13 protein-coding genes and 2 pseudogenes are annotated in these 16,312 nt (G+C 60.3%); 6 read left to right on the top strand and 9 right to left on the bottom strand.

What is annotated here, in order from left to right:
* Entirely contained in the window at positions 1-315 is a 315-nt protein-coding gene (locus AC07O1_RS28255) for an SCP2 sterol-binding domain-containing protein (RefSeq protein ID WP_494993293.1), read from the top strand.
* A 93-nt stretch (positions 316-408) separates the two neighbouring features.
* Here the strand turns inward: AC07O1_RS28255 and AC07O1_RS28250 are convergent, their stop codons facing one another.
* On the bottom strand, positions 409-1,296 hold the full coding sequence (locus tag AC07O1_RS28250) for a LysR family transcriptional regulator (RefSeq protein ID WP_495090921.1): 888 nt from the start codon (positions 1,294-1,296) through the stop codon (positions 409-411).
* A 132-nt stretch (positions 1,297-1,428) separates the two neighbouring features.
* Here AC07O1_RS28250 and AC07O1_RS28245 point away from each other — a divergent pair, with 132 nt between their 5' ends.
* Together AC07O1_RS28245 and AC07O1_RS28240 are read left to right on the top strand one after the other, a co-directional pair.
* Positions 1,429-2,073, top strand: a complete 645-nt coding sequence (locus tag AC07O1_RS28245) for a hydrolase (protein ID WP_495090920.1) — start codon at positions 1,429-1,431, stop codon at positions 2,071-2,073.
* A gap of 177 nt (positions 2,074-2,250) precedes the next feature.
* Positions 2,251-4,098, top strand: a complete 1,848-nt coding sequence (locus tag AC07O1_RS28240) for an amidohydrolase (RefSeq protein ID WP_495090919.1) — start codon at positions 2,251-2,253, stop codon at positions 4,096-4,098.
* A 50-nt stretch (positions 4,099-4,148) separates the two neighbouring features.
* Here AC07O1_RS28240 and AC07O1_RS28235 read toward each other — a convergent pair whose 3' ends face one another.
* Positions 4,149-6,776 carry an MGH1-like glycoside hydrolase domain-containing protein gene (locus tag AC07O1_RS28235; RefSeq protein WP_495090918.1) on the bottom strand — a complete coding sequence of 876 codons (2,628 nt, stop codon included), beginning with the start codon at positions 6,774-6,776 and terminating at the stop codon, positions 4,149-4,151.
* A 229-nt stretch (positions 6,777-7,005) separates the two neighbouring features.
* Between AC07O1_RS28235 and AC07O1_RS28230 the strand changes: the two genes are divergently transcribed.
* The 3 genes and pseudogenes from AC07O1_RS28230 to AC07O1_RS28220 all read left to right on the top strand — a co-directional run bounded on the left by AC07O1_RS28230 (position 7,006) and on the right by AC07O1_RS28220 (position 9,117).
* Positions 7,006-7,869: a LysR family transcriptional regulator gene (locus tag AC07O1_RS28230; protein ID WP_495090917.1), complete on the top strand. Its 864-nt coding sequence runs from the start codon at positions 7,006-7,008 to the stop codon at positions 7,867-7,869.
* 335 nt (positions 7,870-8,204) lie between these two features.
* Positions 8,205-8,867 (top strand): annotated as a pseudogene (locus AC07O1_RS28225) (sterol desaturase family protein); the annotation flags it as partial.
* Between the two features lie 100 nt (positions 8,868-8,967).
* A complete protein-coding gene (locus tag AC07O1_RS28220) occupies positions 8,968-9,117 on the top strand; it encodes a hypothetical protein (RefSeq protein ID WP_495090916.1) in 150 nt (49 codons plus the stop codon).
* A gap of 105 nt (positions 9,118-9,222) precedes the next feature.
* Here the strand turns inward: AC07O1_RS28220 and AC07O1_RS28215 are convergent, their stop codons facing one another.
* From AC07O1_RS28215 to lexA, 7 genes and pseudogenes are all read right to left on the bottom strand, one after another.
* Positions 9,223-9,525 carry a hypothetical protein gene (locus tag AC07O1_RS28215; protein WP_495090915.1) on the bottom strand — a complete coding sequence of 101 codons (303 nt, stop codon included), beginning with the start codon at positions 9,523-9,525 and terminating at the stop codon, positions 9,223-9,225.
* A 59-nt stretch (positions 9,526-9,584) separates the two neighbouring features.
* The gene (locus AC07O1_RS28210) at positions 9,585-9,818 is read right to left on the bottom strand and encodes a hypothetical protein (RefSeq protein WP_494993299.1); all 234 of its coding nucleotides are present in this window, start codon (positions 9,816-9,818) and stop codon (positions 9,585-9,587) included.
* Between the two features lie 168 nt (positions 9,819-9,986).
* Positions 9,987-10,067, bottom strand: a pseudogene (locus AC07O1_RS28205) (GntR family transcriptional regulator); the annotation flags it as partial.
* A 213-nt stretch (positions 10,068-10,280) separates the two neighbouring features.
* Positions 10,281-13,379 (bottom strand): error-prone DNA polymerase, encoded by a 3,099-nt coding sequence (locus AC07O1_RS28200; protein ID WP_495090914.1) that lies wholly within the window; start codon positions 13,377-13,379, stop codon positions 10,281-10,283.
* Positions 13,355-14,770 carry a Y-family DNA polymerase gene (locus tag AC07O1_RS28195; RefSeq protein WP_494993301.1) on the bottom strand — a complete coding sequence of 472 codons (1,416 nt, stop codon included), beginning with the start codon at positions 14,768-14,770 and terminating at the stop codon, positions 13,355-13,357. Before AC07O1_RS28195 ends, AC07O1_RS28200 begins: the two co-directional genes overlap by 25 nt.
* 7 nt (positions 14,771-14,777) lie before the next feature.
* Positions 14,778-15,395: a translesion DNA synthesis-associated protein ImuA gene (gene imuA, locus AC07O1_RS28190; RefSeq protein ID WP_495090913.1), complete on the bottom strand. Its 618-nt coding sequence runs from the start codon at positions 15,393-15,395 to the stop codon at positions 14,778-14,780.
* Positions 15,395-16,012 carry a transcriptional repressor LexA gene (gene lexA, locus AC07O1_RS28185; RefSeq protein ID WP_494993303.1) on the bottom strand — a complete coding sequence of 206 codons (618 nt, stop codon included), beginning with the start codon at positions 16,010-16,012 and terminating at the stop codon, positions 15,395-15,397. The genes imuA and lexA overlap by 1 nt, the downstream gene beginning before the upstream one ends.
* Between the last annotated feature and the right edge of the window lie 300 nt (positions 16,013-16,312).

Here is a 16,312-nt window from a genome sequence, read left to right as displayed (position 1 = left end):
ATGACCTCCGTAGCTGACGCCGTACAAGCAATGAAAGCCAAGTTCAACCCAGCCGCCGCTGCGGGCCTGGACCTGGTATTCGGTTTTCGCATCGATGACACCAAAAACTTCTCGCTGGTCGTAAAAGACAGCACCTGCGAGCTGAAAGAAGGCGAAAACCCTGACGCCCAGGTTACTCTGGTGATGGACGGCGAAACCCTGGAAGGCATCGTCGACGGTTCGACCGACGGCATGCAGGCCTTCATGGGCGGCAAACTGCGCGCCGAAGGCGACATGATGCTGGCGATGAAGCTGAGCGAACTGTTCCCGTCCTGAGCACGCGGCCCCCGGCCATCGGGAGCACGTCCGGCTGCAAACGAATCCCGCCTTTATGGCGGGATTCGTGTATCCAGGGCCCGGACTTTTGCCTCATGAGTCGCTCAACTGCTCCACCAGAAAATCGATAAAAGTCCGAATCTTTTTCGGCACATGTCGGGCACTCAGGTACACCGCATTGATCGTGATCGGCGGCGCACTCCAGTCCTCCAGCACCGTCACCAGCCTGCCTGCGGCCAACGCCTCGTCAACGATGAAGTTCGGCAACAAGGCAATCCCCATCCCCGCCTCTGCTGCCTGGGCCAACAGATCACCGTTGTTGGCGCTCATCGGTCCGTTCATTTGCACACGCTGAGTCTCTTGACCTTTGCTTAACGCCAGGCTCACGCCGCTTTGCAGGTAGCAGTAACCCAGACATTGGTGTGCACTCAATTGCTGCGGCGTTTGCGGCGTACCCGATCGCGCCAGATAAGCTGGTGAGGCCACCAGCACCCGCGGGGCCGGAGCCAAAGGTCGAGTCAATAAAGACGAGTCCGGCAGGCTGGCAATCCGGATCGTGACATCAAAACCACCGCGCACCGGATCGACCTGCTGATCGCTGAGCACCAGTTGCAGTTCGACTTTCGGGTGCAACTCATGAAACACCGGGATCAGCGGCCCCAACCGCCGCAGACCGAACGACATCGGCGCATTGATCCGCAACACCCCACGCAACTCACCGATGCCGTCACGGGCGCGCTGCTCAGCCTCGTCCAGTGAGGCCAGCACTTCGCGCGCCGCATCGAAATACTCAGCTCCGGCCTCGGTCAAGTGCAGGCTGCGGGTGGTGCGCAACAGCAGCTGTACACCGATGCCGTCTTCCAGCGCCTGAATCTGTTTGCTGACCCTGGAGCGTGGCATGTCCAGCGCTCGGGCAGCTGCGGCGAAGCCGTTATGGCGCACGGTGGCAACGAAAGTACGCATGCAATCGATTCGATCCATCACTGTCCCCAATACGGAATCAATAAGTCCCCATTCCAGGTAATTGTTTAGCTGGATAAGCAGCAACAGACTAGCTCTCAGCCAGGTTGCTGTCTGCGCCGGCTTTCTCATTCCAGACTCAAGGAACTTGTCATGTCTATTCGCGAACTGCTCAATCCGAACAATTGCGCTCTGATCCTGATTGACCACCAGCCGCAAATGGCCTTTGGCGTGCAGTCGATCGACCGCCAGCAATTGAAGAACAACACCGTCGCGCTGGCCAAGACCGCTAAATTGTTCAACGTGCCAACGATTCTCACCTCCGTCGAAACCACCAGTTTCAGTGGCTATATCTGGCCCGAGATCCTGGGCGTATTCCCGGGTCAGCAACCGATCGAGCGCACTTCGATGAACTCCTGGGGCGACAGGAACCTGGTAGCAGCGGTCAAGGCCACCGGGCGCAAGAAGCTGGTAATGGCGGCGCTCTGGACCGAGGTTTGTCTGACCTTTCCCGCACTGGAAGCGATGGAGGAAGGATTCGAGGTCTATATTGTCACCGACGCTTCTGGTGGCACCTCGCAAGAGGCCCATGACATGTCCGTGCAACGGATGATCCAGGCCGGGGCCATTCCGGTGACCTGGCAACAGGTATTGCTGGAATACCAGCGCGACTGGGCCCACAAGGAGACTTACGAGGCCGTCATGCAATTGGTGCTGGAGCATAGCGGCGCCTACGGCATGGGCGTGGATTACGCCTACACCATGGTGCACAAGGCACCGCAGCGTCAGATCAAGTAAGACGGTGGTCGGATGCGCCCTGCGCGTCCGACCGTTAGCCAGGGGGAGCATGGCGAGAAGAACGCCATGAGCCCACCTGATGACGGCGACGGTTTCAACCGCCGTCGTGTACTGCAAGGCCTTTCGTCAGGTGCCCTCGACGCCTGGATCAGTCCTTTACCAGCAGGGAGCAGTACCATGCCCAACGCCCCAGCCGATCTGATTCTTTATAACGGTCGCTTGCACACCGTAGACCGTGAAAAACCCCAGGCCACCGCCGTCGCCATCAAGGAGGGGCGATTCATCGCCGTCGGCAGTGATGCCGAGGCCATGGCCCTGCGCGGCGATGCCACGCAGGTCATCGACCTGCAACGACGCACGGTGATCCCCGGCCTCAATGATTCGCACCTGCACTTGATTCGCGGAGGTCTGAACTACAACCTGGAACTGCGCTGGGAAGGCGTGCCATCACTGGTCGACGCCTTGCGCATGCTCAAGGATCAGGCCGATCGCACACCGGCGCCGCAATGGGTCCGGGTGGTCGGTGGCTGGAACGAGTTCCAGTTCGCCGAACGGCGCATGCCGACGATTGAAGAACTGAACAAAGCCGCGCCGGACACCCCGGTCTTCGTCCTGCACCTCTATGATTGCGCCCTGCTCAATCGCGCCGCATTAAAGGTAGTCGGCTACAACCGTGACACCCCGAACCCGCCGGGTGGCGAGATCCAGCGCGATGCCAATGGCGATCCCACCGGCATGCTGATTGCGCGCCCCAACGCGATGATCCTGTATTCGACCCTCGCCAAAGGGCCGAAGCTACCGCTGGAATATCAGGTCAACTCGACCCGCCAGTTCATGCGCGAACTCAACCGCCTCGGCTTGACCAGCGCCATCGATGCCGGGGGCGGTTATCAAAACTACCCGGACGACTATCAAGTCATCCAGCAACTGGCCAGGGACAAGCAACTCACCGTCCGTATCGCCTACAACCTGTTCACCCAAAAACCCAAGGAAGAACTGAGCGACTTCAAGAACTGGACCGGTACTTCGACGTACGGCCAGGGCGATGACTTCCTGCGGCACAACGGCGCCGGGGAAATGCTGGTGTTCTCGGCCGCCGACTTCGAAGACTTCCTCGAACCGCGCCCGGACCTGCCACAAACCATGGAACAGGAACTGGAGCCGGTGGTGCGCCATCTGGTCGAACAGCGTTGGCCGTTCCGGCTGCACGCCACCTATAACGAGTCGATCACGCGGATGCTCGACGTGTTCGAGAAGGTCAACCGCGATATTCCGTTCAACGGTCTGCCGTGGTTCTTCGACCATGCCGAAACCATCACGCCTGAAAACATCGAACGAGTCCGCGCGCTGGGTGGCGGCATCGCCATTCAGGACCGCATGGCGTTCCAGGGCGAATACTTCGTCGACCGCTACGGCGCAAAAGCTGCGCAGCACACACCACCGATCACACGCATGCTCGCCGAAGGTATCCCGGTCGGCGCCGGCACCGATGCCACGCGGGTGTCCAGCTATAACCCATGGACTTCGCTCTATTGGCTGGTCAGCGGGCGCACCGTCGGCGGTCTTGAGCTGTACCCACAGGGCCTGAGCCGTGACACCGCACTGGAACTGTTCACCCATGGCAGTGCCTGGTTCTCCTCCGAACAAGGTAAAAAAGGCCAGCTCAAGGTCGGACAATTGGCAGACTTGGTAGCGCTCTCAGCCGATTACTTCAGCGTCGACGACGAAGCCATCAAATGGATCGAATCAGTGCTGACCGTGGTCGACGGCAAGGTAGTACACGGCGCCCTCGAGTTTGACAAACTGGCGCCACCCACCCTGCCGGTGATGCCCGACTGGTCACCCGTGGTGAAAGCACCGGGGCACTGGAAACCGGGTGCACCACTGACGGCTCAGGTCCATCAATGCGTCGGCCCTTGCGGCGTGCACGCCCACAGTCATGAGCGGGCGCGCTTGTCTTCGGTGCCGGTGAGTGACTTCCAGGGGTTCTGGGGAGCGTTTGGCTGTTCGTGTTTTGCGTTTTGAATCCTCACCCATGAATCCCGCTGACCGGCGGGATTCATGGGCGCCCTGGCTCAGGTTTGCTTTTGCAACAGTAATGCCACCAACGCGCTCCACCCGGTCTGATGACAAGCCCCCAAGCCGCGCCCGGTCTCGCCATGAAAGTACTCATGGAACAACAGCAGATCGCGACTGGCCGGATCGGCCTGCAATTGCGGATACCCGGACATCGACGGCCGGCAGCCGTTTTCGTCCTGTAGAAACAGCTTCGTCAGACGCTGACTCAAGCGGTCGGCGACCTCAGCCAGTGACGCAAAATAGCCCGACCCACTGGGGTATTCGACCGAAAAACTGTTGTCGTAGTAACGATGAAACTCACGCAATGAATCGATCAGCATGTAATTGATCGGCATCCACAGCGGCCCGCGCCAATTGGAGTTCCCGCCGTACAGCCGCGAGCCGGATTCCGCCGGTTCATAGCGGGCGCACAGCGTATTACTGTTCATTTGCATGGCAAAAGGTTGATCGGCGAAGGCTTTGGAGAGCGAGCGAATACCGAATTCGGAGAGAAATTCGGTTTCTTCGAGCATGCGTTTGAGCAAGTCTTTGGTGCGCTCGCCACGCAGCAGCGCCAGCAGGAAGCGATTACCTTCACCCGGCTCGGTCCAGCGTGAAACCAGATTGGCAAGGTCCGGGCGATGCCGTATGAATGCGAACAGACGCTCGCGCAAACCCGGCAATCCCTCGTGCTCATGCTGTTCCAGTACCTGCACCGCAAACAGCGGCATCAACCCGACAATGGAGCGCAACCGCAGCGGTTCGCTCTGCCCGTCTGGACGGTGCAGAACGTCGTAGAAAAACCGGTCCTGTTCATCCCACAGCCCTTCAGAGGTGCTATCAACGCGGTTGATCGCCCCGGCGATGTACAGGAAATGCTCGAAGAACTTCACTGCGATGTCGACATACACCGCGTTGCGCTTGGCCAGTTCAAGGGCGATGCGCATCAAGTCCAGTGAGTAGGCGGCAACCCACCCCGTACCGTCAGCCTGATCGAGCTGGTAGCCCGGTGGCAGCGCGGCTGAGCGGTCGAACAGCGCAATGTTGTCGAGCCCCAGAAAACCGCCCTGAAACAAGTTACGGCCCTCGGCATCCTTGCGGTTTACCCACCAGGAAAAATTCAACAGCAGTTTGTGGAAAATCCGCTCGAGGAAGTCCATGTCAGCGGTGTCGGTCAGGGCCTTATCGCGCTGATAAACCCGCCAGCAAGCCCAGGCATGGACCGGTGGATTGGCGTCGTCGAAGCGCCATTCGTAAGCCGGCAATTGGCCGTTGGGGTGCATGAAGCGGTCTTTGACCAATAGCAGCAACTGCTGCTTGGCGAAACCCGGATCAATCAACGCAAAGGCCACCGCCTGAAAGCCCAGGTCCCATGAGGCATACCACGGGTATTCCCAGGTATCCGGCATGGAGACGATGTCGAAATTGGAGAGATGCCGCCAATGGGTGTTGCGGATGTGGACACGCTGCGGGGGTGGCGACGGTTGGGTGGGATCACCGTCCAGCCATTGATTGACGTCGAAATAATACAGTTGCTTGGACCACAACAACCCGGCCAGTGCCTGGCGCTGAACATTGCGCGCGTCTGCATCGTCGAGGTCAGCTTGCAGCGCAGCGTAATACTCGTCGACCTCGGCACGCCGCTGCTCGAACAAGGTTCTGGCATTGACCCGCTCGGCGCCCGCCGGAGCCAGGCGCAGGAAGACGTTTTTGCTTTCCCGTCCCGCGAGTTCCAGCGTGAAATGCGCCGCCACCCGTGTACCTGCATCGCGTCGTATGGCGCTGCCGGCGCCGTTGGCTATGTAGTCGTTGATTCCGTCCTTGAACGGTCCGGTTGCCATCAGGCCATTGAGTTTCGGAAAGTTGGTTTCGTTGTCGCAGAACAACCACTCGCAGCCTGGCTGCCCCCAGGCAGTGGCCTGCATGTCGGCTCGATGTGCGAGCCGCGCGATGACGTGCTCGCCGCTCAGGGCAAGACGTGGCTTGTGCCCATCAGCATCCCAGCTCCAGGTATTGCGCGCCCAGAGCTGCGGCAACACGCGCAAGCGCGCCGGTTGATCGGAACGGTTCTCTACCGTGACCCGCATGAAAATGTCATCCGGCGTGTGCTTGGCGTATTCCACCGTCACATCGAAATAACGATCGTCCTCGAAGACCCCGGTGTCGAGGACTTCGTACTCGGTATCCGCAAGGCCGCGACGGGCGTTTTCGGTGACCAGATCATCATAGGGAAACGCCGCCTGAGGGTATTTGTAGAGCATGCGCATATAGGCATGACTCGGCACCCCGTCGAGGTAAAAATAGAGTTCTTTGACATCTTCGCCATGGTTGCCCTCGGCGTTGTTCAGACCGAACAACCGCTCCTTGATAATCGGGTCGCGTTCGTTCCATAACGCCAACCCCAGGCACCAGTGCTGCGCCTTGTCCGAGAACCCCGCCAACCCGTCCTCGCCCCAGCGATAGGCACGACTGCGGGCATGATCATGGGGAAAGTAGCGCCAGGCATCGCCATCGGCACTGTAGTCCTCGCGTACCGTGCCCCACTGCCGCTCACTCAAGTACGGCCCCCACTCACGCCAGCGATCGGCATCAACACCCGCCAGGCGTTGACCTTCAACCGTCTCGAGAATATTCGCTGCCGTCATGGGGACTTCCATGGGTTCGGGGTGATTTGCAGTGTAGTGCGTGGGAATCCTGTAGGAGCCGAGCTTGCTCGCGATGCAGGCAGCGCGGTCTGTCTGTTTCACCGCGGTGATGCTATCGCGAGCAATCGAGCGTCAACCGGCTGCTCCTACAGCGCATAGCGCACTGTTGGTGTGCGGCAACGGCGCCTGTTGCTCTACACTGCAAAGCCTTTTGAATACCGGGATGCCCATGGACATCGATCTAGCCCGCACCTTCCTGGAGATCGTGCGCCACGGAAGTCTTGCCTCGGCAGCCGAGAAGTTGCATGTCACCCAGACCGCCATTACCGCACGCGTGCAAAAGCTCGAGAGTCAGCTCTCCTGCACCTTGTTCGTACGCAATCGCGCCGGTGCCCGGTTGACCCCGGATGGCGAAGCCTTTGTGGTCTATGCCAATCAATTGGTGCAGACCTGGGAAGCGGCCCGTCGCGATCTGCCGTTGCCTGACGGTTACCGTAACGTGCTGCATATCGGGGGTGAGGTCAGCCTGTGCAACCCGTTGATGCTCAGTTGGGCTCGCGAGTTGCGCGAAAAGATTCCAAGCCATGCGTTGCGCACGGAAATTCGCGACGGCGAAAACCTGTTGCGCCAGCTTGAGCTGGGGGTGCTGGACGCAGCCCTGGTTTATCAACCCGAATATTGGCCACGCCTGCAAGTCGAGCAGTTACTGGAAGAAAAGCTCATTCAGGTTCGGTTGGCGGCCAATCCGCAGCCGTATGTCTATATCGATTGGGGCAAAGACTTTCGGCGGCAACACGACGCTGCACTGCCGGACAAGGCAAAAGCCGCCATCAGCTTCAACCTCGGGCCATTGGCGTTGCAGTACATCCTCGAAAATGGCGGTTGCGGCTATTTCCGGACCCGAGTGGTGCAAAGCTATCTCGACAGCGGCGTACTGGAGCGGGTGCCCAAGGCACCGGAATTCAGTTACCCGACTTACCTGGTCTACTCACGGGATCGTGACTCGGCCACCTTGCAGCTGGCGTTCGACTTGCTCAGAGAAGTGGTCAAGGCCGACAGTGACTGGTCTCAACGCTGGGATCCGCTGATTTGATGAGAGTTAAGGCGAAATCTACGCCGATATCCAGGTTAACACCGGCCTTGCAGGAGCCGAGCTTGCTCGCAATGACATCACCACGGTGAAACAGACAGACCGCGCTGCCTGCATCGCGAGCAAGCTCGGCTCCTACAGCTCCCGCCTCGATCAAGTTCGTCTTCCAGCCACTCGGCCAGCACCCGGTAACCATCGTGGGTGTCTGCGGGGCTGTAGGCGCGTTTGCATTGAATCATTGCGTTGCCTCGCTTGAACACCCATTCCGAATATCCATTCGCTGGATAATTCGGCTGGGGCTAATCTTCTTTCAATAACACTTAAAACAGGAGACTGCGGTGGGCCAGACCACTCAAGCATTGCGCATGCGTTATCGCGCCAGCATTCATCCACTCTACAACCCGTGGCTGCACGGTGGTTTTGTGCTGGTTTTTGGTCTGCTGTGCATCGGTTTTTTCTGGCACACCCTGGACCGGGTGCAGCCGCTGGAATGGTTGGCGGTACCCCTGACCTTGCTGTTTTTCAACGTTTGCATCTACACCGTTCATCGGCATCTGGGGCATCACAAAAAGTCATTTGCGCGAATGTTTTATGCGCGGCATACCGGTGACCACCACAGTTTTTTCGTGCCCGGCTACATGACCTATGACAGCGCCCGCGACTGGCGGGTGATTCTGTTCCCGGCCTGGCTGATCGTGTTGCACAGCCTGGTGATTACCCTGCCCGCCTGGTGGTTGCTCAAGCAGCTCAATGCCAACGTCGCCGGGCTGTTTGCCGGCTGCATGATTCTTGGTTATCTGGCCTATGAAGTGTTCCACGCCTGCGAGCATCTGCCGCACAGCAACCCACTCGCGCGCCTGCCGTGGATTCGCCAGATGCGCCGTCTGCATGAGCTGCATCACCGTCCCGAGCTGATGCAGGAATGCAATTTCAATATCGTTTTCCCACTGACGGACTATCTTTTCGGCACCCTGTATTGGGAGCCCGAACGCTCCCAATCAATCCCCCCGCCTCTGGCCCACTGACAACGGGATCGCCCATGCTGGCATTGTGTGAGATGACACAGCGGACTATCCCGGCCCAGACAGGAGTTATCATTTGATGAATCATTCCCCCCGCCGAGTCAAAATTCGCCACATTGTTCTGTTACTGGTGATTGCCATCGCAGCATTCCTGCTGCTGGTACCGACCAAGGTGCAGCCGGTCAGTTGGACACCGTCAACCGCGTTATCACCGAGTAGCGGTGGGTAGAGAAACGGGCAAACGCAAAATAAGCCAGATATGAAAAGCCCGACTCAGGGGCCGGGCTTGTGCTAATGCCAGTCAGTCAGGTAACGCGCTCAAGCGTCGGACACCTCAGTTGTCAGTTTTTTCACGCACCTGATCCGCATCATTCGCCGCTTCATCGTCCTCATCCAGCGAACGCAGTGCTTCATTGTCCGGCAGTTCATCAGTACCCGGCGCGTTCTCTGGATGAACCGTCATACGTCCTGGACTCAAGGGTTGAGGGGACCTCTGCATCGGGTCATAACCGCCCTGCTCTTCACTGGGAAATCTTGGATGACTCATGGTCACCTCCCATGGAGCCTGAAAAATCAGTCCCTGATAGTTCGAGGCGTTAGCATTTATGGCCGTTCCATTTACTTGTTCATCGGTCATCGAGCCAATCTGGCGGGGTGCACAGAAGTCTGCGCAGCCTCGCTCAGGATTTCACAGATTCAGGATTGATTCTTCAACTGGTTGGATATCTGTTTTTTGATGTCCACACGCTTCTCTTTGAGCTTCTTCAGTTGATCATCAGCGAGCGCCGCAGCCTCAGCCTTCTGCACGTCGGCATCGATGCGTGTGTATTTCTCAAGCAACGAGTGGAGATGGGGATCGTTGGCGCTCTTTTCTTTAATGACGTCCTTCGTGCAGCCCAAATCCTGATAAAGGTCATGGTTCACCGGCATGGAACACCTCCGTTTGTTGATCGGTGGCAACCGCGTTTTATCGCAATTACCAGATATCAGCATGGCCTCGCCTATGCCCTTCTGTCGACCGTCAATCAGACCAGTGGTGCCCGTTCGTCAGTCCGCCGCACGTTGATGATCGGCTTGACCGAGAGATACCCAGCGGCTTCAAACCTCGATCAGATGCTTGAGCGGGTGATACTCAGACTTCAGCGTCGCAGCGACATCCAGAATCGCCTTCTCGATGCCCGCGAGATCAGCTTGCGAAACCAGTCGAGCAATACCGGATTGTTCAGGGTCTGCGCGAAGTAGATCAAGTTGATCTGGATGGTCATCCCCTGATGATCGTTCCCACGCTCCGCGTGGGAATGCCGCCATGGACGCTCCGCGTCCGCCTTCGGCTGTGACGCAGAGCGTCACGGGATGCGTTACCACGCGGAGCGTGGGAACGATCATCCGTGCTCAACGGAAATCCCGGCTACGCACGCTGATCCCCGTCAGTAGCGAGCTCAAATCGCTCAACCGCCCGGCAATCAGATGCCGCACTTCACCCTCGGTCTCCAGCGTGCCGTCAACCTTCAGCAATTGCGAACCCACCAACACCTGCCGCTGACGTTCAGCCAGGTCGCGCCAGACCACCACGTTGACGTTGCCGAACTCGTCTTCCAGGGTGACGAACGTTACGCCGCTGGCGGTCCCGGGTCTTTGCCGGCCAGTGACCAGCCCGGCGACGCTGACATTGCGCCCATGCTCGACCTCGAGTAATTCCCGCGAGCTGCGGCAGCGCCGGGCTTTGAGTTCGCCACGTAGCAAGGCCAGCGGATGCGGGCCCAGGGTCGTGCCGACGCTGGCGTAGTCGGCTTGCAGGTCCTCACCCACCGTCGGTTTGGGTAAGGACACCCCGGGTTCCTCCTGACTCGGCAAACCGGCGAACAATCCAAGCTGTTTCTGCACGCCGGCAACGATCCAGCGCGCCCGATGCCGATCCCCGGCCAGCCCGCGCAAGGCACCCGCGTCGGCCAGTTGTTCCCGGGCCCGGGAGTCGAGCCGCGCCCGTTCACCCAGATCGGCGATATCGACAAATTCACCGGCCAAGCGTGCCGCTTCAATGCGCCGGGCATCGTCCTCGCGAAAACCACGGATCATCCGCAACCCCATGCGAATCGCCGGCTGTTCACCGTGGACAGGTTCCAGACTGCAGTCCCAATCGCTGGCGCGCACGTCCACCGCACGGATCTGCAAATGATGCCTGCGGGCGTCCTGAAGAATCTGGTCCGGGCTGTAGAAACCCATCGGCCAGCTGTTGATCAGCGCACAGGCAAAGGCCGCCGGTTCGTGGCATTTCAACCAGCAACTGGCGTAGGTCAGCAAGGCAAAACTGGCGGCATGGGACTCGGGAAAACCATAGCTGCCGAAGCCCTTTATCTGCTCGAAGATCTGCGCGGCGAACTCGGCGGTGTAGCCATTTTCCAGCATGCCTTCCTTGAGCCGTACCTGATGCGGTTCCAGACCGCCGTGACGTTTCCAGGCAGCCATGGAGCGACGTAGCTGGTCGGCTTCACCGGGGCTGTAATCGGCGGCAACAATCGCAATCTGCATGACCTGTTCTTGAAACAGCGGTACCCCCAGAGTGCGCTCCAGGACTGTCTTCAATTTTTCGGACGGATAGGTTTCAGGCTCCTCTTTGTTACGCCGCCGCAAGTACGGATGCACCATCCCGCCCTGAATCGGGCCGGGCCGCACGATAGCCACCTCGATCACCAGGTCGTAAAACTCCTTCGGCTTGAGCCTTGGCAGCATCGACATCTGCGCCCGGGACTCGATCTGGAATACCCCGATGGTGTCGGCACGACCGATCATTTCGTAGGTTTTCGGGTCCTCTTTCGGCACCTGCGCCAGACTCAAATCCAGACCGCGATGACGGCGCAGCAGGTCGAAACAGCGGCGGATGGCACTGAGCATGCCGAGGGCGAGAATATCGACCTTGAGCAGGCCGACCATGTCCAGATCATCCTTGTCCCACTGGATGATCGTACGCTCGGCCATGGCCGCGTTTTCTACCGGCACCAGCGTGTCCAGCGGTTGTTCGGAAATCACGAAACCACCCGGATGCTGGGACAGATGCCGGGGAAAGCCGATCAGTTGCCCTGTCAGGCTCAGCACCCGGCGCAGCACCGGGCTGTCCGGGTCGAAACCGCCTTCACGCAGGCGCTCCACGGAAGGCGGTTCATCACTCCAATGGCCGCAGCAATCGGCCAGCGCATTGACCTGATCCGGTGGCAAACCGAGGGCCTTGGCCACATCCCGCACCGCGCCGGCACCATGGTAGGTGCTGACCACGGCCGTGAGCGCCGCGCGGGTCCGGCCATAGCGCTGAAACACATACTGCAAAACCTCTTCACGCCGTTCATGCTCGAAATCCACATCGATGTCCGGCGGCTCGTTGCGCTCTTTGGAGAGGAAACGCTCGAACAGCATGTTCATCAGGCTGGGATTGATTTCAGTGATGCCCAAGGCATAACACACCGCCGAGTTGGCCGCCGAACCGCGTCCCTGGCAGAGAATGTTGCGATCACGAGCAAAGCGAACGATGTCGTGGACGGTGAGGAAGTAACTCTCGTAACCCATCTCGCTGATCAGCTTCAGTTCTTTTTCGATCAGCGCCAGCACCTTGTCTTCCACGCCTTCAGGCCAGCGCCAGCGCATACCCCGTTCGGTCAGTTCGCGCAGCCAGGATTTCGGCGTCTGCCCTTCAGGCACCAGTTCACGCGGGTACTGATAGCGCAATTGGCCGAGCTCGAAGGTGCAGCGCCGGGCAATGCGCGTTGACTCTTCAAGCAGTTGCGGCGGATAGAGTGCCTGCAATGCATCAAGGCTGCGCAAGTGCCGTTCGCCGTTGGGGTGCAAGCGTTGTCCGGCCTCGGCGACGCGCACGTGATGACGGATCGCGGTCATGGTGTCCTGCAAGGCGCGGCGCCCGCGCGCGTGCATATGCACATCGCCGCTGGCCACCGCCGGAATTTCCAGGGCAGCGGCCAGATCCAGCAAACCCGCAAGCCGTCGGGCATCGTTCTGACCGCAGTGCAACTCGACGGCCAGCCACAATCGGTCGCCGAAGACCTTGCGCAGCCAGCGCCCTTCCCCGCCAACCTCGAGGGTATCGGGCATCCACAACGCCAGCAGTCCCGGCAACGGTTCGTTGAAGTCCTCGCGCAGCACTTGGTACTGCCCCTTTGCCACACGACGCCGGGCTCGGGTGATGAGTCGGCAAAGCGTTTGGTAGCCCTCCAGGCTCTCCACCAGGAGCACCAGTTTCGGGCCATTTTCGATGCGCATTTCGCTGCCGATGATCAGCGGCAACTCCACCTCTTTAGCGGCCTGCCAAGCGCGGACGATGCCGGCCAGGGTGCACTCGTCGGTGATCGCCAAAGCCTGATAACCCTGACGCCTGGCCCGTTCGAACAGCTCGCGGGCACTGGAGGCTCCGCGCTGGAAACTGAAGTTCGACAGGCAGTGCAGTTCGGCATACTCGACACTCATGCGAACCAGCCTTGCAGCCACAAAGGCCCGCTCTCACCCACCGTGCGCCAGGCCCAGGCCTGCTGGCCGGAGCGGGTTTCGATCAGGTAGTAGTCGCGACGCACATCGCCGCCGTCCCACCAGCCGGACTCGATACGCTCCGGCCCCATGAGAATCCGCGCCGCGCCTTCGTGCACCTGCAGCGGTTCTGTGAGCAGCCAGCCCGGACGTTGCACGCCAAGGCTCGGCGGGCACGTCTGGCTATCGGCATTCGGCTGCCAACTGTGCTCCGGCCGGTGATCGGCCTGCCAGCGCAGACCCTGTACCGCGTCATCGCCCAGCCGCGCACGCAGACGTTCGCGCAATTGCTCCCAAGGCAAGGATTGCTGTGGGCGCTCCTCGAACAGTTCCCGATGTTGCGGGACGAACCTGGGCAAGTCATGGGCCACCAGGCGAAAGCCCCGAACCGCAGACTCCACTTGCACCTGTTCCAGTCGACCGCGAGCCAGTTCGAAGAGCATCGCCGGGTCGCGCTCGGCGCTGAGCAAGCCGACCTTGACCTGCGTGTCCGGCAACCCGGCATGTTCCAGATGCAGATCAAAACGCTGCACGCCACTGTCCCGCCCACAGAGAAAAGCCGACAGATCGCCGGTAAGCCGACGCAACGGGAACAGCAGCGCCTGATGGGACAGGACATCGAAATTCAGCTCGATGCGCACGTCAAAGCGGTCCGGCGGCTGGTAAAACGCCAGGACCAGCGGCCGATCTCCCATTAACGTGTCGAGGTGCTTGAGCACCTGGGCTTCAAAGCGTCGCGCCAGGGTATGGCGTGGCAGCGCCTGAACCTGACTCAAGGTCCGCAAGCCCATGCGCGACAAGGCAGTGGCGACGTCCTGCTCCAGCCCGACGCGATCAATGGGCATCTGCCCCAGGATCCGGCGCAAGGTTTCATTGTCCGGCACTGCCAGGCCGTCGTAAGCGTTAGCCAATACCCGCGCGGCCGCCGGATTGGGGGCTGCGACGATACGATGGCGAAAGCCCAGTTCCGTGAGTTCCGCCCGCAGCCGCGCCTCGAACTGTGGCCAGGGTCCGAACAGGCCCAGACTCGATTCGATTTCAAACAACAAGGACCGGGGATAAAACACGCTGACCTGGGAGCTGAAGCGGTAGGCCCAGGCCGCGAGAAATTGCTGCCACTGCTCGATATCGGCAACGTCGTATTCGGCGCTGGCAAAGGCTTTGGTCAAGGCATGAGCGGCGGTCAGCGATTGCCCGGGGCGCAGGCCGAGCGCCCGAGCGGAGGCGTTCACCGCTTGCACCACCCGGCGCTGCGCAGTGCCCGTCAGCAGCGCCAGCGGTTCATCGGGATCGGGCCGCTGACGCAGCACAGCATCCAGAGCAAGCTGCGGGAAAAGAATACAGACCCAGCGCATACCAACCTCAATGCCCTGTCGCAAAGGCGATCGGCGCCGAGCGGGCCAGACCGCCACGGCACTTGAGTACCCGCAGTTGCGCGGGCCGGGCATCGATGGCGATACGCAAGGCGGCTGGCGAAGGATTGATGGCCTCATTGATCGAGCGATAGGCGAACGCCAGGGTCTGACCGGTTTCGGCCGCCACCTGCAAGCGGCGCAAGGCACGGTCATCAGCCTTCTGCGGCCAACACAGGACCGCGCCGCAACTGCCCGAGCGCAGGCATTGTTCCGCCGCCCACAGGGCATCGCGCTCACTGGCCTGAATCACCGACAGCTGACGCAGGTCCACGCCAGCGTTCTGCCAGGCCTGCGGATATGGCACATGGGGCGGCGCCACCAGGACAATTCGTTCGCCCACGGCGGATAACCGCGCCAGGGTCGGCCACACCAGTTGCAACTCACCGACACCCTGCCCGGCAATCAGGATTTCCGTCAGGGCCGCTTCTGGCCAGCCACCCGTGGGCAACGCCGCATCCAGCGCCCAATGGCCTGTCGGTTGAGGGCTGGCCGGTGGCGCGGCGGGCCGGCCTTTCCAGACCTGGCCAGCATTGAACAGAGTATCCAGAGCAACGACGGCACCCATCATCCTCGCCTCACCAACCCACAGAACACCCCTTCGATGGCCAGGTCCTGATCGGCGTGCACAACGATGGGCGCATAGGCCGGGTTGCGTGGCAGCAAACGCACGCCCCCTGCGACCCGTTCAAAGCGTTTGATCGTGACTTCACCATCGAGCCGCGCCACCACGATCTGACCGTTTTCAGCCTCGGCACTGCGCCGTACGCCCACCAGATCACCGTCGAGAATACCGTCTTCGATCATCGAATCACCCTGCACCCGCAGCAGGTAATCCGGAATCCGCGAAAACATCGCCGGATCCAGCATCAGCCGACTGTGCACCTGGGCATCGACACCGATCGGTGCACCGGCGGCCACCCGCCCCAGCACCGGAATATCCAGCAGTTCGGGCCTGGGCGGCTGATTCAACAAGCGAATACCTCGCGCCTGATTGGCGTTGACCTCAATGAAACCGGCTTCGGTGAGGGCCACCACATGCTTGCGCGCCACACTGCGCGAAGCAAAACCAAAAGCCTCGGCGATCTCGGCGAGGCTCGGTGGCTGACCTTGTTGCGCGATGCGGTCGCGGATAAAGGTCAGGATGGCAGTACGGCGGGGGGTTAAAGTCGTCATGGAGTACATTTGTACTCCTGTCGGATTTTTCTGACAAGAGCCACCAGTCGTCAACACCGTCGGCGCAAGTGAGATCGCAGCCTATCAGCAGCTCCAGGAACGCGTACCCCACACAAACAGGCCGGCCGGCAGGCCGCCTCGCTTTGGCTTTTGCTTTGGCTTTTGCTTTGGCTTTTGCTTTTGCTTTGGCTTTGGCTTTGGCTTTTGATCTTGATCTACCCGCCCCTTCGGAAGGCCGAGCGGAGGCGTTCATCAGGGGGTGGGCGCGAAGCGCCGTTCGACGAAGTCGAACACATCGAGAGGAGGTCG

The sequence above is a fragment of the Pseudomonas sp. GW821-FHT07G10 genome (assembly GCF_059418545.1).
This window is presented reverse-complemented; position numbering and strand designations above follow the sequence as displayed.